We start from the raw sequence: 24,497 nt of genomic DNA, 5'->3' as shown, positions 1-24,497 counted from the left end.
TCAAAAACGTAATTTAAGTTAATCTTAGTCGTTTTGAATTTAGATGTTTGAATTTTGTATTCATCACTGAGGGGTGTGAGGAGCGTGTTGAGTTTTGTAAAGGCTATTCGGGCTAGTCGTTGGTTCCATCCTCTGCTGCTCTTGCTCTGGGTGGCCGTTGGTATTGGCTTGCGCTTGATGCGTCTAACCGCCAAAACCCCTTGGACGGATGAATTCGCCACCATTGTGTTTAGCTTGGGTCATAGTTTTAGAACAGTACCCCTGGATCAAGCGATCTCCATTGACGTTCTCCTGAAACCGATCGAACCCGACCCCAGCACGGGTATTGGGGATGTCATTCATTACTTACTCAAACAGAGTAATCATCCCCCCCTGTATTTCGTGCTCGCTCACCTGTGGATGCGGTGGTTTCCGCCAGAGGACGGGATAGTGTCAATGTGGGCGGCGCGATCGCTTCCCGCTGTTTTTAGTACACTCTCCATCCCAGCCATGTACGGTTTGGGTTATCTTGCCTTTCGTTCTCGATTAGTCGGGCAGATGGCAGCCGCGATTATGGCTGTTTCACCCTTTGGTATATTCTTGGCTCAGGAAGCGCGCCATTACAGCTTGGCTATTTTGTGGGTGATTGCCTCTGTGTGCTGCTTAATCGTGGCAGTACAACACCTGTATCAGCGTACCCTATTACCCCTTGGGGTGGGATTAACCTGGGTCTTGATTAACACCCTAGGGGTTGCAACCCATTACTTTTTTGCCCTGACGCTGGGTGCTGAAGCGTTGGTGTTGTTGGCAGTGGCATGGCGTCAAGGAAACAGGGAGAGGGAGAAGTTTTTAAATTTAACCCAAGACGGGGAAGCCGCCTTTACCCCCAAACCTCGTTCCGTTACTCCGACATTTTGGCAACGATTACGCCGAACGGAAAACCCGACACAAACCTTATCACCTCCTCACTCCCTTTCTCTGGCTCTCGGTCAAACTCGAACTAAAGCTAACCCTCAATTCTTCTCTCAACCTTGGCGGAGGATTTACTGGGTGGCGGCAGGTACGGTAGCAGGAAGTCTAGTTTGGCTACCGATTTTACAATCCAACTACGATTACGAACTGACCCATTGGATTTATGACGGCAATCCCCTGGAACGCTGGCTAGAACCCATCGGTCGAGTGTTGGCTTGGTTGATCACCATTCTCACCTCGCTACCGATGGAATTGACAACGCTACCGATGGCAATGTTGATCGTCTCTGGCGTCGTGACACTGATCTTCGTAGTGTGGGCAATTCCTATTCTCAGATATGGTCTTAAACCTGAACACTTTTCCCCCGATATCCGTTTGAATCTTCAGGTTTTGGGTGATTTTATGATCGGGGCTATGGTGCTATTTTTCAGCATTACCTATACTCTGGGTGCTGATATGACCTTGGCACCCCGTTATCAGTTCGTTTACTTTCCAGTGGCGATCGCTTTAATTGGAGCAGCACTGGCAACGTCTTGGCATACCTTGACCCAACCCGCTCAGATGCCCTTAACAGCGCCTCAGCCATCCTCTAGGGTTCGCTTTTCCAGAAGAGGGGGTAAAAAAGCCATCATCCTGATTTGGTTGATGGGACTTTTGGGAGGAGTGACAGTGACTTGGAATCTTGGCTATTTGCAAAGCATTCGTCCCGATCTGATGGTCAATGTGATTGAGAAACTGTCAGATGCTCCCGTTCTGATTGCTACGACCCATCAACACCATGGTCATACCGGTAGAATGATGGGGTTAGCTTGGGAATTCAAGCACCTTGACTCGTCTAATTCCTCAGCCAGTCGGGATACAACGTCTCCTACGTTTCTCCTAGCTCGTGACAAGTTAGATTCTCAAGGGAAAAACCCGACAATTACACTTCAAGAAACAGTAGCTGGACTACCTCGCCCCCTGGATGTATGGCTCGTGAATTTCCACGCAGGTATAGACTTAGCCCAACAAAAATGTTTTGCGGCTCCCCAGCGCTTGCCTAAGGTGGATAGCTACTGGTATCGACTTTATCACTGCCCTGGGCCTGAGCCAGGGAATAACCCAACCCCATTCTGACCTGTCTGATTGTTTCCTATCCAATCAAAATTAACAAAAAATTAGCTCTCGCATTCTCTGCATCCCTCTGCGTTAAAAAACATAATATTGGGATGCTCACGAATGTAATATGAATTCACTCGCATTCAAACTTTAAGCTCCATACCTATTTGATTAGGTAGCAGGGCAACAATTAATAGGGATTCAGAGCCTTTGCCCTGCTCAAATGACGCTGACTTTTTACATTGCGTAATACAAGAAGCGGTCTGTTGATTCCGGGAGAATCGCACCACCAATCTGCATATCCTCAAAGTCAATTCCATTCAGCTTGGCTTCACTCAAATTCGCTCCCCTTAAATCTGCCTTTTTCAAAATCGCCCATGTTAGATTGGCCTGATCTAGAGAGGCTTTTGTCAGGTTAGCTCCTGTGAAGTCTACTCCTTTGAGATTGGCACCGTGTAGATTGGCTTCACTCAAATCAGCCCTTGTCAAGTTCGCTCCTTCCAAGTTAGCACCGCTCAATTTAGCTTCCCTCAGGCTTACACCTTCTAAATCAACGCCACCCAGATCGACTTCTTTTAAAAAGGCTTTACTTAAGTTCACCCCATTCAACGAAGCCCCATACAGCTTTGCTCCAACTAATCTCGCCTCTGATAAATTCGCCCAATTGAAGTTGACACCACTCAAGTTGGCATCTCGTAGATTCGTTCTTTGTAAATCTGCCGAGCAGAGGTTAGCCCCCCATAAGTTAGCACGCCTCAGATTAGTGGCACTAAGATTTGCGCCACTCAGCTTAGCTCCTGGAAGTTTTGACTTCACCATGAAAGCTCCGCTCAAGTTGGCTTTCGTTAAATCGGCTTCTACGAGTTTGGCTTCGCTCATTTTGACAAAACTGAGATTAGCCCAGTTCATCTGAGCACCACTCAAATCTGACTTGGTGAGAAACGCTCGACTCAAGTTAGCACCGGTTAAGTTAGCTCCTGTGAGGTTGACTCCAATCAGAGTGACTCCCCTTAAGTCTGCTCCGCTGAGATCAACACCAGAAAAATCCCTAACTCCTTGGTCATAAACGTGGAGCAGATATTTCACTTTCATAGCGTAGACACTCCAATGACGACGCTTTCACCTAAACGATTTAAAAGACTTGGATTACCAACTTTAATCACCATATCAGTCGTAGCTCATGATTAACATTAGAAAAGATCTGATTAGGTTTTTTAAGTTCTCATCACCAATTAAAATAAAACTTATAATTAATTTAAAATTAAGGTTTCATTTTTAATTTTATCAAGCCACTCAGATTTCTTGATAAAGGTCAAATGAATTTTTGTTAAACTTTAGCAAATTTGTGTTGATTTCGTCTCACTAATTTGGCATTCACGAAAGTGAATTAAGAGCCGTTTGTGGATGTTTAAATATATTAAAAAATGGGTAGACGGAGTTGTGCAATTTTACGGCTTCTGAAGTATTTTCGTCAAAAAGTTTCAAGATACCGTCTGAAACGGTGACTAAGAATAGCCTTTATTATTAAGACGACTCGCACATCACTCTCCTGTTGGCTCGAAGTCTCTGTGCTATGTTATGTACCCTCCCAAAAGATATTATGTACCCTCCCCCAAGCAAATAGGTATAACTTTACATCTTGCACCATTCGGCTAAGGAAATATTCATGTTTATTTACATTTACGGGGAAGATAAGGAATGCACAAAAACCAAGAATTCCCAATTTTCCCAATAGGATATCCATGAACTATCATTCACAACGTTCCCACAGCGTTCTTCGCACGAGTAGGGACGAAAAGTACTAAGTCTCAACGTTCAATGTAAGACCGGAATTTGTCGAATCGAGCAACGACTCTCTCGGTTATCCATGTTGGAGGTTCCGAAGCCTATAAATGATTCGTGTGACTGAGTCGTTATTAGTAAGGAGCGATCACCAAAAGGGGCGATCGCTCCTTTCTCAAAAGCACCCTAAGTTCCATTAACCTCAGGGCTGAGTCGGTAGTAGGGAATAGACCTGACCATCAATTAACAGCCGGGTAATTCCTTTAGCTTGCAGATGAGAGCGAGTCTTCTGAAGCATCCGACTATCAGGAACTTTAATCACTCGCTGAGAACGATTAGAAAAACGTCGTGCAACTTTGTGATTATCAAAAATCGGTAGCGTTCTCTCCTGAACTTCGTCAGCCGGAATCTGACCTAAATCGCTAAACTCTTTAAGCGGTCGAGCAATTAACTCTGCTGCTCGGTCTACAACCAAATAGCAGGTTCTAGGAAGAGAGGCTTCCGAAAGGGGCAAAACTTGAACATTAACACCGCTTCCGGTAAAAGACGTTTTTAAAAGTTGTTGGCTGTGGTCATCGTCTCCGTCGTCTTCCCAGTCATCATCATCCTCATCATCTAAGTCATCATCCTCATCATCTAAATCCATTAAGTCGCTATCCAACAACTCGTCTAAACGGCTAGGCTCTGCCTGTTCCATTTCATCGAGAAGCTTAACGGGCTGAACTGGCTGAACGGGCTGAACTGGCTTAAGTGGCTGAACGGGCTGAACTGGCTTAAGTGGCTGAACTGGCTCATCCGGCTCCTCTGGCTCATCCGGCTCATCTACCTGAACTATTGCAGGAATATTCAGCGGTAATTCAGTCTGGATAGCCCTGTACTCCGGCTCGGCTGGGTGAGGTACGGAGGAACGTTTACGTCGCCGACGCCCATCGATAGAACTTGACTCGGATGATGGAGTCTCTAATTCTACCTTTCGCGGCAATTCTACCGTTCGTGGCTTCGAGGGCTGAATAACGGGTGCTGGTTCTACCTCCAATTCGAGTGTTGGCTCAGGCGATTGGATAATCGGCGAAGCTCCACTCCCTGGAGTACGATTTAATCGCTTTTGCTGAATAAGATCTTCGTATTCAGACTCTAATAGGTTGCTTTTGAGGATGCGGCTAATGGTCGAGTTACTTACGCCATAGCGCACGGCCAGAGTTGAGGTTGTCTCTTCTGGGTGTCGATACAGGTTTAAGATATCGCTTTTGTCGGCATCCGATAGTTTTCTTGGACTCATAACTTAAGTTAAGCTCGCTTGCGCGCACTACGGCGAGAGCGGCTTGATACGTCATATTCTAGAGCAGCACCAATGGCAAACAGTACACCACTAAAAACAAAAAAGACTTCTAGTAGACTACCGCTTTGGTATTTTGTCTGTGTAGCATCTTCGTACTTAAAGTACATATCCGCAATATAAAGACAGACCGTTGCGGCAGCAATCACTCGCCAAGACTGAGCAAACCGTCCGCCCCAAAACGCTAAAAACAGAGTTGAGGCAATAATCAGAAGGAAGACATCGCCAACAATATAGAAGAAATTAACGGATTTAGAGAATGGTCTGAGCGTTTCTTGGATGGCAATCGCCCAACCGGGTGCCCGATTGTCTCCAGTTTGAGATTCTGCTTCTACAGACGGCGAGGCTGACTCAGCCTCGCTAGCTTGAACTAGCAGAGCCTTTGGAGAACCTGCCTCTAGGGGTAAAGTTGCTCCAGTGGTTGTCTGCTCAATCGCGTTAAGCGGGGAAACTACCCCTGCTGCCTTCGAGCCAGCATTAGGTGTAGACAGCAAAACCAAAACCGCTAAGGCAATCCCCAAAACGGCGATAAACCCTACCGTTACCCACTGCCAAACTTCTAAATTCAAACGCCTGGGAAGAACGGCTAAAACCATACCCCAGCTAAGAAACACATAGAAAGTAATGTAAAACAAATCGGCCGGTGACACTTCGGGACTAAGGCCGAAATAGAGTTCCCACACTCCAAATATTAAGTTACCAATAAACCACGAGATCATTCCCAGACCAATTCCTAGCCAAACATTACGTCCGCTAGCAATCTGAGGACTACGCCAGTTTCTGTAACAGAGTATAGCCGCCCCTAAAAAAGGAAGAGTTTCCAGCACATAGGTACCAATCAAGTACCACAGCGGACTTTCTTCCCCAGGTGGTGTAATACTGAACAACAGAAAAAACAATAGCGAGATCACGGCCCAAGCGATTCCTCCGTAGACGATCTTTTGACCGTTTAAGGAGGAAGGAGTACCTGATGATTTTTCTACAGAGCTGCTCATAAGACTTTCACCCTTATCACTTACAAGGGAAATCCCCAAAAGCTAATGTTGTAAACTGACGAACTGGCGCAGCGGTTTTGCCTTTGGATAGCCCAAGCATGGCATATTGATTTAACCTTCTTTCTAGCTTATCGCCATAGCTTACCCAGTGGAGAAGATTGAAGCCACTCTAGAAACTGCGCCAGTTCAGTCGCTGACATATCTTGCAATATATCTCTCACTCCTTCGGCAAAGTTGGTATTCCCAAAATATTCCTTTCCAAGGCGATAGAGTTCCTGTAATAGAGTAATAAGATGGTGTTCTTCCCAAGGTGGTACCTGTAAGGCGGTGAGTGGGTCTATGCTGAGCAAGTGTTTCACAGCCGCCGGTGAGTCAGCTTTCGGAAAGTGCCACTGCTGAAAGACTTGGGTGATATCTTTCTGAAACAATCCCGCTTGCCGACCGCCCAGAAGGTCTTCAATATCCATATAAACGGTTTGTAGCAGTAAAAGGCAGGCTTGGGTAAAGGGGACAATTTTGGCGTCAGGACTACTTTCAGTTCCGAGTTGCTCAAGGCGGATTTTTCCCCAAACGCTGTAGCGCTCAGGCTCCTCTAATAAGACGCAGACTTTGCCCCGATTATCCGTCAGGTCTCGCCAGAAGGCTTTTGCCTCTTCTGCTTGATTGGCACTAAATACGCTAATCAAACGAAAAGATTGCCCCTGATAATTGAGAATTGGGATTTGTTGGTCCCGCTTCGGGTGCTGAATGGTAGAGATTTCAACATCCTGCTTTTTCAGAATAAACATGACATTGGTAAATGACTCTTGACCGGGCCGGCGGGTGCTGGGGGGACGCGCTGTAATACCCAAGCAACCATCTCTCTCCAGTGCGCTTGTAGTGAGGGTTTAACTGAGCTGCGATAGACACGCAAGCGCCTCTGCCGGGGGCTTATCCCTTGGAGTCATACCGCTACCTATACAAGCACCTGAGGATGATGGTTTATAGTGTACCTTGCTCGTCAAGCCGCTTGCCGCGATTACCCATGAAGTGTTGAGAATCTTGACTTGCCATCATGAGTGTCGCACCAATACAATACTTAATATTATCCAACTGACTTGCTCAAAAAGACTATCATCTGTTTTTAGCATGGAATTGTTATCCTATTTCACACTGACCTTCTGGCGAGGGTGAAACCTATTCTAACCAACTAGCCAAGCGCTATGTTTGGTGTTGGAATTCTGTATGATACATTTATGCTCTCGTAGCTCAGGGGATAGAGCAAGGGATTTCTAATCCCTTGGTCGTAGGTTCGAATCCTACCGAGGGCGTACTCCTGGCAAAACAAGACTTGGAAGAGGCAAGACGAGGCGTCGCGCAAAAACCTCGGCTGAGATTCAGTCAGAAATTTTCCCCCAAACGCTAAGGGTCTGCCACTCTCGCTTTGTGGTCTAGATATGAATGCCACACTCGGTTTTGCCCGTACCCCGCCAACGACCCGCACGTTCATCTTCACCTTCTGCTACCGGCGTCGTGATGGGTTCATCGCCAATGCTGGCATAGCCTTGGTCGTGCAGTGGATTGTAAATGACCCCATGTTCACTGACATATTTCCAGCTTTCTTTGCGTGTCCAACCGGCGATAGGATTAACCTTGATGCGCCCCTGTCCATCCATTTCAAAGATGGGCATATCCACACGCGTCATGGCTTGGTCACGCCGACGCCCCGTAATCCAAGCGACTGTATTGAGTTCTGCCAGACTTCGTTGTAGCGGTTCAATCTTGGTCAGATGATGGAATTGTTGAATATCTTCATCCCAGAGTGCGTCACCGTAACGCGCTGCAAAGGCTGCACGGCTATCAATATCAAGAATCCGATACGTTTTTAGGTCTAGATTGTAAATCTCTTTGGCTTTGGCAACTAGCTCTAAGGTTTCAGGGAAATGATGTAGCGTGTCAAGAAACACCACCGGAACCCATATTACTGGTTTAAGCTCACGATAGAGAATATCGGTAATCACTAAATCATCAACATTAAAGGCACTGGTCTGCACTAGACCTGTGGGGATATTCTCAACACACCAAGCCAAAATGTCTTTCGGATCAGCCGTCTCGAAGCGCTGATTGAGTTCCTCTAAATCAAAATTGGGAGATTGAACTGATGCGGGTGTCGATTGAGTCATAATAGCTTTCGCGTCTAATTTTTGCAGACTGTTCAATCCAGTTCATCCTAACTAACTCCATCGAGATGAACCCACCAGAAAACCGTACATCAATTGGCGAAAAGTCTTACCAATAAAGCTGTATATTACCGAATACACGTTCAATTTTTGGTTAAATCGATGGAATTCTGGGCGCAACAAAGGCAAGCAGAAGAAACTGGCGGATTGAGCAAAAAGTAGAGGCTGCTTCTGGTCGGAACGAGCAAACTCTTCGTTTAACAAAATAATTTTGGAGACAATTATGCAATTAATCCTATATAGCAAGCCCGGTTGCCACCTGTGTGAAGGACTACAAGAAAAGCTCGAACAGATTCAGGGCTTAAACTTTGCTCTAGATGTGCGAGATATTACGACGCGTGAGGATTGGTTCCAAGCTTATCAGTATGAAGTGCCGGTTTTGTGCCGAGGCTATGCAGGTCAGGAAGAACCCTTGCCTCGTCCTTCTCCTCGCCTCACCGTGCAGCAGTTGGAACGAATGTTACAGAACTATTTATTGGTAGATGAGGCAAAATAAGCGCAGAAACACGGAGAGAGGGGGAACACGAGAAAACTGCACAAGCTTGATCCAGGGGGAGTGATTCCCCATGCCCCATTCCCGTTCTTTGTGAGGAGCAACAATTGAGATGAAATTACGCCAGCTATTAGCTACGATTCCTAACATTGTGCAAATGCCGGACCACCCAGCACTGGAGGCTGAGGTGAAAGGACTCTCGACCAATTCCCATGCCTGTAAGGCCGGGGATTTATTTATTGGGATGCCCGGAACGCGGGTCGATGGAGGAGAGTTTTGGCAAAGTGCGATCGCCTCCGGTGCGATCGCTGCCCTAATTTCAACCCAAGCTGCTGAAAAAAGCCCTTCCCCAGAAGATTTAGGGGCAAGCGCTTGTGTGATTTCTGCGACAGATATGACCACCGCTTGTGCCGAAGCCGCTGCCGCCTTCTATGGATACCCAGGACAGCAACTCAAGCTCATTGGTGTGACGGGTACCAACGGCAAAACAACAACCACCCATCTCATTGAATTTCTCCTCACTCATGCTCAGCGCCCTACAGCGCTTCTAGGTACCCTTTATACCCGTTGGCCTGGTTTCCAACAGACAGCGATTCATACAACGCCGTTTGCGGTGGAACTGCAACAACAGCTCAAGTCAGCCTTGGAGGCAGGGTGCCAGTTGGGTGTAATGGAAGTTAGTTCCCATGCCTTGGCGCAAGGTCGAGTACTCGGTTGCTCGTTTGAGGTCGGGGTATTTACCAATCTGACCCAAGACCATTTGGACTTCCACCGCGATATGGAAGATTACTTCGCGGCCAAAGCGCTTCTGTTTAATGCCAATTATCTGAAAGGAAGGGCGATTATTAATATCGATGACCCCTATGGCAAACGATTGGTAGAACAGTTGAAGCCAGAACAGGTCTGGTCTTACAGTGTGCATGACCCCTCGGCTGATTTGTGGACGAGTGACCTGAAGTATGAATCGACTGGGGTGAGTGGGATACTGCATACGCCTGCGGGTGAGGCTCCTTTCCGTTCGCCCTTGGTGGGTCAGTACAATTTATCCAATTGGCTGGCGGCGGTAGGAGCTGTTTTACATGTGGGTTTGGAGTTAGAGACGGTGGTGGAGGCACTCCCGCAGTTTGTGGGAGTCCCTGGACGCATGGAGCGGGTGCAAATCAAGCCGGAACAGGACGTGAGTGTGATTGTAGATTATGCTCATACGCCCGATAGTTTGGAGAATTTGCTCAAGGCATCGCGACCCTTTATTCAGGGCAAGATGATCTGTGTGTTTGGGTGTGGGGGCGATCGCGATCGCACGAAGCGTCCCAAAATGGGTAAAATTGCTGCCGAACTCGCTGATGTGGCGGTCGTGACCTCTGATAATCCCCGCACGGAAGACCCAGAGCGAATTTTACAAGACATTCTCGAAGGGATTCCGTCATCCGTAGAGCCAATTGTACAAGGCGATCGCGCCACAGCCATTCGGACTGCCATCTTGCAAGCTCAGCCGGGAGACGGCGTTTTAATTGCGGGTAAAGGTCACGAAGATTATCAAATTCTCGGCACTGAAAAAATTCACTTTGATGACCGAGAACAAGCAAGAGAGGCCCTTGCTGAGCGATTAGCCTAGTCCAAAAGCGAATGACTTGTGAGGTTTGAGTTTAAAAATCCTCATGGGACAAGCGATGATGACTGATGGCGAATGACTGGTAACTAACAGCAATGACCCTACCCTCGTCTCAAGGTTTGTCTCTCTATCAATTGGCTCTAGAAGCACTGGGAATTTCTCAGTCTTTTAGAGTCAGTTGTGATACGCTCAACTCGCTGGTAGCGGCCTTAATAGATGTCTTGATTGAAGGAAAAATACCGGCAACACTTTGGGTCAAATTACCATCAAGATCGGGCTGGTTGACAGAACTCAAGCGGTACCAACAACAAGCTTTTATTTCACACAAAATTTATCTGTGCAACGGCCTAGATGACGATTTATTAGAGGCTAAGGATGGGGTTGTCCAGCTTGCTAATGTCAATCAAGAGAGTCAATTTTTCCCGATTCAACTAACAGGGGGTAGCCAGCTAGAACGAGAATACTTCTTGTTGATTCTCTCTGAGCCGTTTAGTTGTTTGATGGTAGCTCAGCAGATTGAGCCATCGGAATCCTCTAGACCCACGGCATTGCCTCAAGCTCAACCAGTGTCAACGATTTTTACCCTGGAATGCCAAGTCATTCAGCGAACCTTCGAGGGGATCAAAGAAGCGATCGCGGTGGATGATTCTATTTCTGAAGAGGTACTAGAGTTCTGGAAAACTCGATTGCCCCAATGTTCGCTCTCAGAAGAGAAGACTCTACTGAGCCGACTGTTGGTCAAGCAAATACAGCGTATGGAAGAACGTCTTCACCCCCCTACCCCTAGCCCTTTAAGCCCGTGCGACTCCGTTGTCTCGTTAGAGTCAGTGGAGTTCACACCATTAGCCGAGAGCGCCACACCGACGCCAGCGCCACCAGATGATTGCTTAAGTAACAAAGATGAGCTTCTCCAACGAGTGATTCAAGAACTACGGACGCCGTTAACGAATATGAAAACGGCGCTGAAGCTTCTGGATTCGGCGCAACTCAAACCAGTTCAGCGTCAACGCTACATGCAGCTTCTCAATACAGAGTGCGATCATCAAAATTCTCTGATGACTGGCTGGCTAGAGTTAATCCAGCTCGACAGCGAATCCCAACCGATTGTGATGCCGTCCGTACAATTGGCAGATATCATTCCTGGCGTAGTTAGCACCTATCAACCCATCGCTCGCGACAAAGGCATCCAACTAGGCTACACCATGCCTCCGGGTCTTCCTGCTGTCTCCTGTGTAGACAGGTGGCTGCGACAAATCCTGATCAATTTGCTGCATAACAGTTTAAAGTTTACTCCGCCTGGTGGTCAGGTTAAGGTGCATTCAACGCTAGAGGGCGACTATGTCCAAGTGGCATTTGACGACACGGGTATTGGGATTGCCGCCCATGAAATACCCAGAATTTTCGACATTTTTTATCGAGGACGCTCAACAATTAGCGAAAATCCAGGCGCGGGTTTGGGTTTAACCATTGTTCAGCATTTATTACTACGCTCCCAGGGTTCGATTTCTGTTACAAGTCGGGTGGGGGCAGGTTCTACGTTCAAAGTACTACTACCCGTTGCCTCTTCTACTGCCCCTTTGTGCCAAGGACGGAAGTAGACGGTTGAGTCAGAATAAATACGTTCTTACTTTTATTCCTTTAGATAGATGATATATAATTTGACCCATAAAAATATATTCCCCGTGTGAAGTTTTTATGAAAAAGGTAGAAAAATTGATGGAGCTTCCGTAAAATTCAGGTGATTTTGATTTACTTATGCATGCTTCATCCTTATTGTGTAACTTCTATAAATGGTTAGATGCAGGTAGATTTATATTTACTTGTGCAAGCTTAACCATAAAAAAGTACTTCTAAGGAGATTTATCAGCCTCATACGTTTGTTGTAACAGCGGCTTGTCAGCATCTACTATGAAGTGTCTTCAGTTACGGTCTAAGTTTGACGGTCTTGTCAGCAATGATGAGTACAGAGCCGACAAAGGCTACGCAGTCAAGGCTCAACAGAAATGTCTGCTGCATCTTTGGCGTCACATTAAGCAAGAAGTTAACTTGGGCCACGGCAACAATTCTGAGCGTGGACAAGTGTTCTGGGACTTGATTGATAAAGCTTTTGCCCAGCATCGTCAGCGGCGCTTAAGTGAAAATGAAGCAGCTTACCGAGTGTGGACAAACGGGTTGAATTTTCGTCTCAAGCCTAACCTACAGAGGTGGACAGTGCAAGCGGGATATGAAGCAGGCAGATTACTGCGTTCCCGGCACGACAAAATCCAGCAGTGGTGGTATTTCTTTGAATATCCGCAAATTCCTTCGATCAATAACGTGGCAGAGCCTGAGGCGTGCCGTTTAGCGCATTGTGTCTCATTGTGTCTAGCCGTGAGTAAGCAGCAGGCGCACAGGGGATCGCGCTCAATGAATCAATTTGCTCAAACAGCAGACTTGCTGAGTGTAGTACAGACCAGTCGACTACAGGGAAGGGGGGTGCGGTCGTTTTTCCAGGAAGTCTCGATGGCTAAGGCAGGGTAGAAGTCTCTACTCTCCCCCTTACCTCAACTCGGTACCTGAATCCTTACTACCCTATTACAGGAGTTTTTTATGGAATCTAAACATTACGTCGAAGATATAGATTTTCAAAAGTACTGGCTTATTTTAAGACGACATTGGCTACCCGGTACGACGGCCTTTGTGGTGATTGTTGTGCTCGCAACCAGCTTGGCGTTCTTGAAAAAGCCCACCTATTCAGCGGTAGGAAGGCTTGTAATTAAGAAGACAAATCCAACATCTGGCTTAGTAACAGAGGCATCAGCAAAAATAGGACAGTTGGAATCCTTAAATTTCATGAATACGCCTCTGGATACAGAAGCGGAGGTAATTCGTTCCATCCCCCTGATCCAAAAAACCATAGATGCCTTAAAACTAAAAGACAAAGAGGGGAAGCCTCTAAAACCTGAGGACTTCCTAAAACAACTCACAGTAAAAGGCATCAAAGGAACCGATATATTGGAGATTTCTTTTAAAAGCAAGTCTCCACAGGAAGCGGCAAAGATAGTCAACACACTCATCGATCTCTATAAGCGGAACAATATACTTAGTAATCGAGCAGAGGCCGTTGCAGCTCGCCAATTTATCACCCAGCAGCTACCCGCCAGTGAGGGTACTGTGCGTCAAGCAGAAGCGAATCTGCGTATCTTTAGAGAAAAGAACAACGTTGTCGCACTAGAAGAAGAAGCCAACACCGCTGTGGAGGTAATTGCGGAGCTAGACAAGAAAGTAGACCAAACTCGAACTGAGCTTGAAGGTGTAACGGCTCGGGTCGAAGAACTCCAGAGGAAGACAGGTCTCAATTCACGGCAAGCTATGGCTCTGAACTCCCTTACTCAGTCTCCTGGGGTTCAGGAAGCGCTCCAAGAAGTCCACAAGCTAGAAAACAAGCTCGCTGCTGAGCAAACCCGATTCCGAGACCAAAACCCCAACATCGTTAACCTGAAGCTCGATTTAGACGCTAAAAAGGCACTACTACAGGATCGGATAAGCCAGGTTCTTGGTAGTGGACAGCAAGTTCCGGGCACGAATTTGCAGATGGGGGAGCAAAAGCAAAAACTGATCGCAGACCTAGTGAATGCCGAGGTGCAACGCCAAGATTTGGCGAATCAAGTCACTTACCTCTATCAGGCTCGATCTGCCTACAAACAACGGGTTAATGTCATACCCCGATTGCAACAGGGTCAGCGGGATTTACAGCGGCAAGTGGATGCCGCTCAATCGTCCTATCAAGCTCTCTTAAAAAATCTCCAAGAAGTACGGATTGCGGAAAATCAAAATGTAGGTAACGCCAGCGTACTGGCGTATGCCAGCGTGGCAGACAAGCCTGTTGGTCCTAAAAAAAAGCTACTCCTAGGCGCAGGAATTGTGGGGGGTAGCATGTTTTACGTAGTCGTTGCTTTCCTTCTAGACCTAAGAGACCCATCGATCAAAACAGCAAAAGATGTACGGGAGTTATATGGGTATAGCTGGTTAGGAATGATTCCTAATTCAAAGAAAAAAGGGTTCTTTCATACCAGAAAACAAGACGAGTTTGTGCCGCCACTTCCCGTGAGAGATGCTCCTCAGGCGGTAAGTTCTCAAGCGTACCGGATGCTACAGGCTAACTTAAAATTTCTGAGTCCCGATAAAGAGCTGAAAGTCGTTGTAGTAACCAGTTCTGTTTCCAAAGAGGGCAAGTCTACGGTCTCTGCTAATTTGGCTGTAGCTATGGCTCAATTGGGTCACCGGGTCTTGTTGATTGATGCGGATTTGCATCATCCGATGCAGCATCATATATGGCACTTAGCTAATGCGGTAGGATTGAGCAATGTCATCGTGAATCGGTCTGAATTTGGCATCGCGGTGAGAGAAGTGATGGATAAGTTAGATGTCCTGCCATCGGGAGTGATACCTCCCAATCCGTTGGCTCTGCTTGACTCCAAGCGAATGAACTCATTAGTTGAGGAGTTTTCTCAGACCTATGATTTTGTAATTCTTGATACGCCTCCTCTGATCTTGGCGGCTGATGCCCTAAGTTTGAGCAAAATGACTGATGGTGTTTTATTGGTAGCTCGACCAGGTATTCTTGACCGAGTCAGCGCTACCGCTGCTAAAGAATTTTTGGTGCAATCAGGACAGAAAGTTTTAGGTCTAGTCATTAATGGTGTAAGAGTTGGAAACGAACCTGATAGTTACTTCCACCATGCCAAGTCCTACTACCAAGAGGACTTCACAACCTCGAAAGAGGTCACGACAGCTCAGACGGAAAAAATTTCTAACCGATCTTAAGTTGATATGAAAGGTTATCCCCGTATTATTACCTACGTCAGGGGACAGGTATGAGCCTAAAGACTCAAGTCCTGCGTGGAGGAACCTACCTTTTACTCCGTCAGGGGCTAGGGGTGATCATTAGACCTCTTGCAAAAGTCAAATTGACCTCCTCGTATGATCTCCGGCTCAATCCCCCCGATGCGGGGGGAATAAATCTTGCTCCCTCTCCGTTTCGGGGAGGGCTGGGGAGGGGTTTCTCGGATTTATGCAAGAGGTCTATTAGCTTTGTGGGCGAGATTCTCAGTTTCGTGAAGATTGCGACTGGGCGAATTTCTATCGCTACCCTAGCCCGCTTGCAGGGGAACCGAGAGCGGCGGCTCAAGGCCGTGAGCGAGGGCATAGGTCTTCAGATCTTAGCTTTGGGGCCTCTCTTAGCAGTAGTCAGCTAGATTGCGCCCTGGCTTATTCCTCTCGTGTTCGGTTCCCGTTGGCTCCCAGTGGTAAAGGTCTATCCTTTTATTTATTTATGGCCTTGAGCTATCTAAGCAACTCCATGTTTAACATGCATTCTTCTACGCTTTACGTGCTGCAACGAAACTGGTAAGTTACAGCCTTAACTACAACACCGTGAACCAGAAGAACCGGAATTTGTAAAAAAATCGAATTTGTAAAAAATTATCTTTCCTCAGTTGCACTACTAGAGGGACTCCAGATTAATGCTAGAGCCTTTACCACCACGTAAATTAGTTAACCCGCTCTTACACTTTGCCGAAGAGAGATTCGCGACTTTTGGCGTACTCGTTTTTTCGGGAGTCTTGACTTGTTCAAGCTATTACAACGTGTCGGAGGGCATCGGAGGATATGGTTTTTATGTCTCTTCCAGGTTGGACACTGCCGCATCGCTGATGCAGTTGGGAATTTATGCGGTTACTATCTTCCTGTTGCTTGCGCGATTAAAAAGTGTTGTTATTCCTGCGCTGAGAGACCCATTCCTATGGGGTTTGGTAGGACTTATCGTGTTCTCTTTTATTTGGTCTGATTTCCCCGAACTCTCGCAAAAAGCCGGTATAAAAACCTTATATACAACCTTGTTTGGACTATACTTGGCTTCGCGCTTTACCTTGAAAGAGCAACTACGGATAATCGCGTGGGCATTGCTTATAGCCGCAGTGTTTAGCTTACTGTACACCCTAGCGTTTCGGGGGGCTGGCATAGAGCAAGGAACTCATTCAGGCTCTTGGCGCGGACCGTTGATACACAAAAACCACTTTGGTCGGCTTATGGTCGTATCTGCGCTAGTTTGCTTACTGGCTGCTTTCAACAGTGGCAGGTATCGTTACCTGATGTGGGCTGGCTGTGGTCTTTCTGTTGCTCTGCTTCTGCTTTCAGATTCAGGAACCGGTTTAATCGTCTTTCTAACCCTTGTGATTCTCTTGCCGCTTTACAGGGCTTTGCGGTTGAGCGACTCCCTGGCTATTCCCTTCTTTATTACTATGATAACCGTGGCTGGAGGTATAGCTTTATGGGCTGGCACGAATTGGAATGACTTACTGTTTAGTTACGGGAAAGACCCTACCCTCAGCGGTCGGACTCATATCTGGGATGCTGTAATTGAACGATTGTGGCAGCGCCCGTGGTTAGGTTATGGGTATCACGGGTTTTGGGAGGAGAAAGGGGAATCAGTCTATGTTTTTCGTGCCGTTCAGTACCTAGTCTACCAAGCTCATAATGGGTTTTTAAATATAGCGATCGAGCTTGGCTTATTAGGGTTGTTGTGTTACTCGCTGAGTATGCTTTTCACCTACGTCCGGGCAATAAGATGCGTGCGTTCAGATCAAACATCCGCAGAGCTATGGCCAATAATATACGTGACATTCTTACTGATGTTTAACTATACCGAGACTACAACTGTAGAGCAAAACTCTATCTTTTGGGTATTGTTTGTAGCAATAAGTCTCTCTTTAAAAGGTGGAAAGTGGGTGAAGATTGGGGAAGAAAGTGAAATCCGAGAAAAGAAAGACTTAGTCGAACAGATTTAGAAAGGCTTCGCTATTCATCTAATTCACACATCTGTTACCTTTCTCTCTAATATCCCTACTTATTATGCTCAACCAATCTGTCGGCTTAACTGATTTACCATCCAAATCCCTGGCAGAGAATAGGTCTATGACTATCCAAGCAAAACTTCCGACAAGTATGCATCAAATGCTTAGCTGTCCAGTTTGCAGGTCGCAATTGATATTGAATCAGGAGCAGATTGAATGCACCAACCCTATTTGTAAAACGCAGTTTCCGATAGTTGATGGTATCCCAGTTTTGATTAATGAATCTTCTAGTATCTTCTCTTTCAGCGACTTTTTAAGTCAAAAGGATACCACCTTCACTTTTCAGTCTCAGTCTAAAATCAAAAAATTCTTAACTAATCGCCTGCCCGATATTAATGCAAATATGAAGGGGAAGCGGAATTATAACAAGTTCTTAGAGCTTGTGAAGAAGCCGAATGAAAGACCTAAGATTTTGGTACTCGGTGGAGGAATCGTGGGGGATGGCATGGAAGATATATTGTCCGATCCCTCTGTGGAGCTCGTTAGCAGTGATGTTTCTTTTGGGCCTTGTACAGCCCTGATCTGTGATGCCCACGATATCCCCTTTGAGGATAATTTGTTTGATGGTGTAATCGCTCAAGCGGTACTTGAACATGTTTTAGACCCCAATCGATGTGTTGAAGAAATTCATCGAGTACTGAAAGAAAATGGAGTGGTTTATGCCGAAACTCCATTTATGCAACAAGTTCACATGGGGAGATATGATTTCACTCGATTTACTCACTTAGGACATCGTCGCTTATTTCGGAAATTTGAAGAGGTTTCGAGTGGCCCAGCCTGTGGGCCTGGAATGGCATTAGCTTGGTCTTATCAGTACTTTCTTTTGAGTTTTGTCAAATCATCAGCAGCAAAAAACATTGTCAAAGCTTTTACTCGATTAACTTCTTTTTGGTTAAAATATTTCGATTATTTCTTAATAGATAAACCAGGAACCTTTGATGCGGCATCTGGATATTATTTCATCGGCACAAAAAGCGATCGCGTTCTGGGGGATCGAGAACTGATAAAGCTTTATCGAGGCATACAATAGAAAATTTAATTTATTGGCAGACGTTTATTCCAGCATAAAAAATGTCTAGAGTGGCAATTTTTCTGACTTATCTCCGTGGAGGTGGGGTCGAGAGAGTAATTCTTAACTTAGCTCGTGGTTTTGTCGAGCAAGGTTTAAGCGTAGATTTAGTTTTAGTCAGGGAGGAAGGTGAGTTTTTGTCCCTGGTACCGCCAGAGGTGCGAATTGTGAACCTGAACGGGAAGCGCCTGATATCTAGCATCCCCGCTTTGGTACGCTACCTGCAACAGAACAAACCTGTCGCCCTGCTCTCGGCAATGCAAGATATTAACCTAGTAGCACTCTGGAGTCGGAAGCTCGCGGGCGTATCCACCCGTGTGGTCGTGAGTGTACACAACACCGTCTCGCAAGAGTCCCACAACTCAGCCCAGTTGAAGCGACGATTTGCACCGTACTTAGCACGATTGTTCTATCCTTGGGCGGATGCTATTGTTACCGTATCCCAAGGGTCCGCGGACGATTTGATGCGTCTAGGTTTATCCTCAAAACAGATTCGCGTGATTTACAACCCAGTCGTGACCCCAGAGGTTTTTGAAAAAGTTGCCGAACCTATTGACCATCCTTGGTTTGAACCAGATTCACCTCCAGTGATTTTGGGTGTGGGACGATTGGCAAAGCAGAAAGACTTTCCCACGCTGATTCGAGCCTTCGCTCAAGTGCGACAACATCGTCCAGTTAGGCTGATGATCTTGGGTGAAGGGCAAGAACGACCAGCAATTGAGGCTTTAGTGCAGGAACTAGGGCTAGGGAAAGATGTGGCTTTACCTGGGTTTGTGGCAAATCCTTATGCTTACATGGCTTCATCCGCAGTATTCGTCCTATCCTCTCTATTTGAGGGGTTGCCCACAGTACTGATTGAGGCGATCGCAGGGGGAACCAAGGTTGTTTCTACCGACTGCGAGAGTGGGCCGGCAGAGATTTTGTCCAACGGGCAATACGGCAAGTTAGTGCCGGTGGGCGACATTAACGGTATTGCAGAGGCAATTCTAAGTAGCTTGGAGGAGCCGCCTAACCCTGAAGTGCTACAACGCAGGGCGGCTGATTTCTCGGTCGATAAGGCGGTTGCACAATATCGGCAGGTATTGCAGGTCGGCTAATATCACCCCATTTTGCGGCTTCAAACCGCCTGATTTACGGTTGTGTTTGGATAACTTTTTTGGGTGGTGCGATCGCTTTACACCAAGCCTAAACCTATTTAGGACGATTCGCCCAACGCTTGTCATGATATTAAATGCATCAAGGGGTAAAACATGAAGGATAATCCTTTCGTTAGCATCGCCATTAATAACTACAATTATGCTCGTTTCCTGCCGGAGGCGATTGAGAGCGCCCTAAACCAAACCTATCCCCACGTTGAGGTGATTGTGGTGGATGATGGTTCTACGGATAACTCCAAGGAAATTATCACCAATTATGGGGATAAAATCATCCCTGTTTTTAAAGAAAATGGGGGACAAGCTTCGGCTTTCAATGCTGGCTTTGCTGCGAGTCGAGGGGATATTATTTGCTTTTTAGATGCGGATGATCTCTTTGTGCCGGAAAAGGCGGCAGAAATCGTACAGGCATTGGGCGATCGCCAAGATGCGGGTTGGTGTTTCCATTTCCTTAAGTGGGTGGATGCCGATGGCAAACCCTCTATTCATAAAAACAGCCAAGAAGATGCATCGATTCCTCAAAACAGTCATGAAAGTCTAATTCACGAGTACGATTTGAGAGCGCACATTAAAAAAGGCAAACTCAAGGATAAATTAGACAATCTTCCCTCTACCACCGGTCTTTGCTTTACGCGATCGCTTCTACAACAGATTCTTCCCATGCCTGAGGCCAAAAGAATTGGTTTGAATGATGGGTATTTAGAATTTACGGCAATCGGGCTGAGTAAAGGCATAATCTTAAATCAAGAATTAGCGCTTTATCGGGTACATGGTTCTAATGCTTATGCCCAAAGAAAAGACAGTCAAAAAATACAGGCCAGAATCATCGTCTTAACAGCCTATTGGATGCGAACTAAATTCCCGGAGTTTTCTAAGTTTACGAATAATTTATTGGCAACGGGTTTGGGAATGTATCAACGTGCAGGAGGAGTTGAGGCGGAATGCCAAGAATTTGTGGAAAATTATCTGACTTCGGTTACGCTTCCAGAAAAACTCGAAATTTATATTAGGGCACTTTACAATTACATCAAAAATACTAAGTTTCAATAAATTCATGCTCGCACGACAGGTTTAGATAATTCTTACCTTTTCAAGGTTAATGTAAAAATATCATTTATTGATAGCCTAGAGCATCGGTTTGCTATTTCGCTGTTTTTGTGTCTACTTACTTTATTGAGCTGCATTGTGAATAAGTTAACGGCGGTAACCCAAAAGCTCAGTCCAGGACTCCGTAAAATTATTAAGAATATAGGCTGGCTGTTTGCCGATCGCGTCCTACGAATGGGTGTAGGATTTCTCGTCGGCGCTTGGGTAGCCCGTTATCTAGGGCCGCAGCAGTTTGGTTTATACAACTACGCGATCGCTTTTGTTTCCCTGTTTACTGCGCTTGCCACACTGGGATTAGACCAAATTGTGGTGCGTAATATTGTTCGTGAACCCTCTTGTAAAGATGAAACTTTAGGTACTACCTTTGCCCTAAAATTTATTGGCGGACTTGTCACATTATTTCTAACGCTTGGAATCATTCACCTGCTACGGCCTGACGACAGTTTAACTCGCTGGTTGGTAGGAATCACAGCAACAGGCATGATTTTTCAGGCATTTGATACCATCGATTTGTGGTTTCAGTTTCAAGTTGATTCCAAATATACGGTTGTTGCTAAGAATACAGCTTTTATCATTATCACGGTTATCAAAATTGCTTTAATCCAAAGTAAGGCTCCTCTGATTGCTTTTGCCTGGACAGGTTTATTAGAAATTGCTTTGGGTGCTGTAGGTTTAGTTCTTGCATATACATTAAGGGGACAAAACTTTAAAGCATGGCGTTTCAGTTGGCTGCAAGCCAAACTGTTGCTGAAAGAAAGCTGGCCCATGATCGTTGCTGGCCTATCGATCATGATTTACGTGAGAATCGATCAGATTATGTTAGGTGAACTCATCGGTTCTGAGTCTGTGGGAATTTATTCAGTCGCATCACGACTATCAGAACTTTGGGGCTTTGTGCCGACAGCGATTGTTTCTTCCTTTAATCCTTCTATTATTGAAGCGAAGAAAGTGAGTGAAGAGCTTTACTATAATAAGCTACAGAAAGTTTTCAATATTATGACGGTTTTAGCTTATGGAATTGCGATTCCCACTACGTTTCTGTCCCAAGAAATTGTTGTCCTTCTATTTGGTGAAAGTTATGCCTCCTCTGGAGGGGTGTTGGCGATTTATATCTGGGGACAATTATTTTCTTTTTTAGGCATCGCTCGAATCACTTGGATCGTTACCGAGGGATTTACGATGTATGCCTTAGTCTTTGCCAGTGCCGGAGCTATTGTGAATATTATATTAAATTTTTGGTTGATTCCCATTTATCAAGAAACCGGTGCGGCAATCGCAACTGTGATTTCCTATGGATTAGTTGATTACGTTATTTTCCTGTTATATCGTCCATTTCTAAAAATTGGCCAGTTAATGACTAACGCGCTGATTTTGAGGTTTGTATTCGCCCATGTTGTGCGAAGGCTGAGGTAGTCTTTCAAAGCTGTTATTTTGGCGTGTTCAATGCCTCAAAAAATTAAGTTTTTAACATCACCCTTATTGTCATCCTTATATATTGATGAAACCGGGAATAATCAGAAGGGAAACGTTTAAAATGCCACAGCTAATTCGTTGGGTTGTGGCTCCTGTTTTGATGGGCTTTATCGTTGGGTGCGCCACTAATAATCAAACGCCTCAAGCGATTACACATGCCGCCCCCATGAACTCAGCGATCGGGCAGAATGGGTATCGCTGGGCTAACGTGTCTCTAGGCGGGGGAGGCTTTGTTACGGGTGTTTACCCCCATCCCCTCGAAAAAGATCTGGTCTATATTAGGACTGACGTGGGTGGCTTTTATCGTTGGAATGCGGCAGATAAGAGCTGGATTCCCTTAAATGACAGCTTTCCCCTTGCCCAAAAAACCTACTACGGCGGAGAAGCGCTAGCGGTTGATCCGAACAACGCAAATATTGTCTACATGGCGGCAGGCAAATACTCCCAGTGGGAGCCAAAGGGGTCAATTTTTAAGTCTACGGATCGGGGTAAAACTTGGACTAAGCTGAAGATAGATTTAGGGATGGATAGCAATGACCAGCAGCGTTGGGCAGGAGAGAGGCTGGTTGTCAATCCATCGAATTCTAACCACATCTTTTTTGGTTCACGGCACGATGGGTTGTGGCAGTCGTCGGATGCGGGGGTGACATGGAGCAAAGTGACATCTGGTTCCGCTACTCTCACAAAAGGGATTGGCATTCTGGGCATCGTGTTTGACCAGCGAGTGCCCGGTTTAATTTACATGAATGCCTATGGAGATGGAGTCTATCAGTCCACTGATGCGGGTGTGACTTGGAGCAAAATCGAGGGCAGTCCCCAGCAGGCACAGCGAATGGCGGTGGCGAGTAACGGAGTACTCTATGTAACCCATAACTCTGGAGTGAGCGAATATGCAAACGGAGTTTGGCGCAATATCACCCCCAATGGCAACTCCTCCTCTTTCAACGCCTTGGGAGTGAACCCAACGAATCCCAAACACATCTTGGTCGCCTTGGGACAGTCAACCTCTACTAAAATCTATGAAACCTTAGATGGAGGAGATACCTGGATTGAAAAAAAGGCATCCATCAACCACAGGGTTCCTTGGTGGGATGACTCGATGTTTGCAACATGGACTTCCGCCATTGAGTTTGACCCAAACGTTTCCGGCAAAGTCTGGATGACGAATGGGTTTGGAATTTGGCAAACGGACAATATCAACGCCAATCCAGTAGTCTGGACTAATCATCAGCAGGGACACGAGGAAGTTGTAGCTTTTGCTCTAGCGGCACCTGCACAGGGGACTATGTTGTTGAGTGGCGTTGCTGATGTAGATGGTTTTTATCACAATAATGAGCTTGACGCCTTTCCATCTAAAAGATTTGACGGCATTGCTGCATCGAATAGTGTAAATCGGGATACCTTTAGCATTGCCTATTCCGAAAGCAAACCCTTGCACATCGTGCGCCTGGGTGGTAGCCGCTGGAACTCAACCTTTACAGGAGCAACTTCTCAAGATGGCGGGTTGACTTGGAAAAAGTTTCCGTCGTTTCCGCCGAAAACAATACCCCTGCGTGTGGCTGTATCGGCAACGAACCCTAAGCTGTTCGTCGTGACGCTGAGCAAAGCTCAACCTGTTCGCACAACCGATGGAGGTGCTTCATGGAGCAAAGTGTCCGGATTACCCAATGGTGCTGAAGGCCCGTGGTATTGGGGTCAGCCATTGGTTGCTGACAAGGTAGAGGGTAATAGTTTTTACTACTACAACGAGGGTAAAGTCTATCGCAGCACGGATGGGGGCGCATCTTTCAGCGTGGTTAACTCATCGCTTCCCACCCGCAAATGGGATTGGTATTCGCTGAAAACAGTACCCGGTTTTAAAGATGAAGTTTGGCTCAGCTTAGACTGGAACGGTTTGTTCCGCTCAACTGATGGCGGTAAAACCCTGACAAAGCTGTCTTCGGTGGAGCAGGCACATCTGTTTGCATTCGGAAAGCCGCAGGCAGGAAGTACGACTCCAACGCTTTATTTATATGGGAGAGTGGCTGGCATGGGGGACGGAATCTTCCGTTCCCTCGACAGAGGGGAAACCTGGACTAGCATTGGTTCTTTACAAAACCCGATTGGTGGTGAGCCAAATGTGATGGAAGCAAGTTGGAAGCAATTTGGACTAGTCTTTATTGGCACTAACGGCAGGGGCATTTTCTACGGAACTCCAGACAGTCCTCAGCAGTAGGAAGTTAAATCTTCCACCAACTGGAACGCGGTGAGTCGAGGAGTCCATGAGTATCCCAGGCTTTTTACATCCGTGCGATAAGTCGTTTGGCGCGTCAATC

17 protein-coding genes and 1 tRNA gene are annotated in these 24,497 nt (G+C 46.3%); 13 read left to right on the top strand and 5 right to left on the bottom strand.

What is annotated here, in order from left to right; genetic code table 11:
• Positions 1-84: 84 nt before the first annotated feature.
• Entirely contained in the window at positions 85-2,067 is a 1,983-nt protein-coding gene (locus NDI48_12370) for a hypothetical protein (GenBank protein ID MEP0832000.1), read from the top strand.
• A 219-nt stretch (positions 2,068-2,286) separates the two neighbouring features.
• Here NDI48_12370 and NDI48_12365 read toward each other — a convergent pair whose 3' ends face one another.
• The 4 genes from NDI48_12365 to NDI48_12350 all read right to left on the bottom strand — a co-directional run bounded on the left by NDI48_12365 (position 2,287) and on the right by NDI48_12350 (position 6,950).
• Positions 2,287-3,141, bottom strand: a complete 855-nt coding sequence (locus NDI48_12365; GenBank protein ID MEP0831999.1) for a pentapeptide repeat-containing protein — start codon at positions 3,139-3,141, stop codon at positions 2,287-2,289.
• An 892-nt stretch (positions 3,142-4,033) separates the two neighbouring features.
• A complete protein-coding gene (locus NDI48_12360) occupies positions 4,034-5,110 on the bottom strand; it encodes a hypothetical protein (protein MEP0831998.1) in 1,077 nt (358 codons plus the stop codon).
• 8 nt (positions 5,111-5,118) lie between these two features.
• Positions 5,119-6,162 carry a hypothetical protein gene (locus NDI48_12355; GenBank protein MEP0831997.1) on the bottom strand — a complete coding sequence of 348 codons (1,044 nt, stop codon included), beginning with the start codon at positions 6,160-6,162 and terminating at the stop codon, positions 5,119-5,121.
• A 128-nt stretch (positions 6,163-6,290) separates the two neighbouring features.
• The gene (locus NDI48_12350) at positions 6,291-6,950 is read right to left on the bottom strand and encodes a hypothetical protein (GenBank protein ID MEP0831996.1); all 660 of its coding nucleotides are present in this window, start codon (positions 6,948-6,950) and stop codon (positions 6,291-6,293) included.
• A gap of 449 nt (positions 6,951-7,399) precedes the next feature.
• On the opposite strand from NDI48_12350, the gene NDI48_12345 reads away from it, so the two are divergent.
• Positions 7,400-7,472: transfer RNA gene (locus NDI48_12345), tRNA-Arg, on the top strand.
• Between the two features lie 120 nt (positions 7,473-7,592).
• On the opposite strand, the gene cysH is transcribed toward NDI48_12345, so the two are convergent.
• Entirely contained in the window at positions 7,593-8,324 is a 732-nt protein-coding gene (gene cysH / locus NDI48_12340) for a phosphoadenosine phosphosulfate reductase (GenBank protein ID MEP0831995.1), read from the bottom strand.
• A 280-nt stretch (positions 8,325-8,604) separates the two neighbouring features.
• Between cysH and NDI48_12335 the strand changes: the two genes are divergently transcribed.
• From NDI48_12335 to NDI48_12285, 11 genes are all read left to right on the top strand, one after another.
• Positions 8,605-8,877 (top strand): glutaredoxin family protein, encoded by a 273-nt coding sequence (locus tag NDI48_12335; GenBank protein MEP0831994.1) that lies wholly within the window; start codon positions 8,605-8,607, stop codon positions 8,875-8,877.
• A gap of 109 nt (positions 8,878-8,986) precedes the next feature.
• A complete protein-coding gene (locus tag NDI48_12330) occupies positions 8,987-10,489 on the top strand; it encodes a UDP-N-acetylmuramoyl-L-alanyl-D-glutamate--2,6-diaminopimelate ligase (GenBank protein MEP0831993.1) in 1,503 nt (500 codons plus the stop codon).
• Between the two features lie 92 nt (positions 10,490-10,581).
• Positions 10,582-12,084 carry an ATP-binding protein gene (locus tag NDI48_12325; GenBank protein ID MEP0831992.1) on the top strand — a complete coding sequence of 501 codons (1,503 nt, stop codon included), beginning with the start codon at positions 10,582-10,584 and terminating at the stop codon, positions 12,082-12,084.
• Between the two features lie 310 nt (positions 12,085-12,394).
• Complete coding sequence (locus tag NDI48_12320) at positions 12,395-13,006, top strand: transposase (protein MEP0831991.1); 612 nt, start codon at positions 12,395-12,397, stop codon at positions 13,004-13,006.
• Between the two features lie 69 nt (positions 13,007-13,075).
• The gene (locus NDI48_12315; GenBank protein MEP0831990.1) at positions 13,076-15,292 is read left to right on the top strand and encodes a polysaccharide biosynthesis tyrosine autokinase; all 2,217 of its coding nucleotides are present in this window, start codon (positions 13,076-13,078) and stop codon (positions 15,290-15,292) included.
• Between the two features lie 698 nt (positions 15,293-15,990).
• On the top strand, positions 15,991-17,313 hold the full coding sequence (locus NDI48_12310; GenBank protein MEP0831989.1) for an O-antigen ligase family protein: 1,323 nt from the start codon (positions 15,991-15,993) through the stop codon (positions 17,311-17,313).
• Between the two features lie 127 nt (positions 17,314-17,440).
• Entirely contained in the window at positions 17,441-18,409 is a 969-nt protein-coding gene (locus NDI48_12305) for a class I SAM-dependent methyltransferase (protein ID MEP0831988.1), read from the top strand.
• Positions 18,410-18,450: 41 nt separating this feature from the next.
• Complete coding sequence (locus NDI48_12300) at positions 18,451-19,545, top strand: glycosyltransferase (protein MEP0831987.1); 1,095 nt, start codon at positions 18,451-18,453, stop codon at positions 19,543-19,545.
• Between the two features lie 153 nt (positions 19,546-19,698).
• Complete coding sequence (locus NDI48_12295) at positions 19,699-20,652, top strand: glycosyltransferase (protein ID MEP0831986.1); 954 nt, start codon at positions 19,699-19,701, stop codon at positions 20,650-20,652.
• Between the two features lie 135 nt (positions 20,653-20,787).
• On the top strand, positions 20,788-22,122 hold the full coding sequence (locus NDI48_12290; GenBank protein ID MEP0831985.1) for a flippase: 1,335 nt from the start codon (positions 20,788-20,790) through the stop codon (positions 22,120-22,122).
• A gap of 121 nt (positions 22,123-22,243) precedes the next feature.
• Entirely contained in the window at positions 22,244-24,397 is a 2,154-nt protein-coding gene (locus tag NDI48_12285; protein ID MEP0831984.1) for a hypothetical protein, read from the top strand.
• Positions 24,398-24,497 lie beyond the last annotated feature (100 nt).

It is taken from the genome of Microcoleus sp. AS-A8, from assembly GCA_039962225.1.
Lineage (GTDB): Bacteria > Cyanobacteriota > Cyanobacteriia > Cyanobacteriales > Coleofasciculaceae > Allocoleopsis.
The sequence above is the reverse complement of the archived record's forward strand: the minus strand, read 5'-3'. Positions and strand labels throughout refer to the sequence as shown.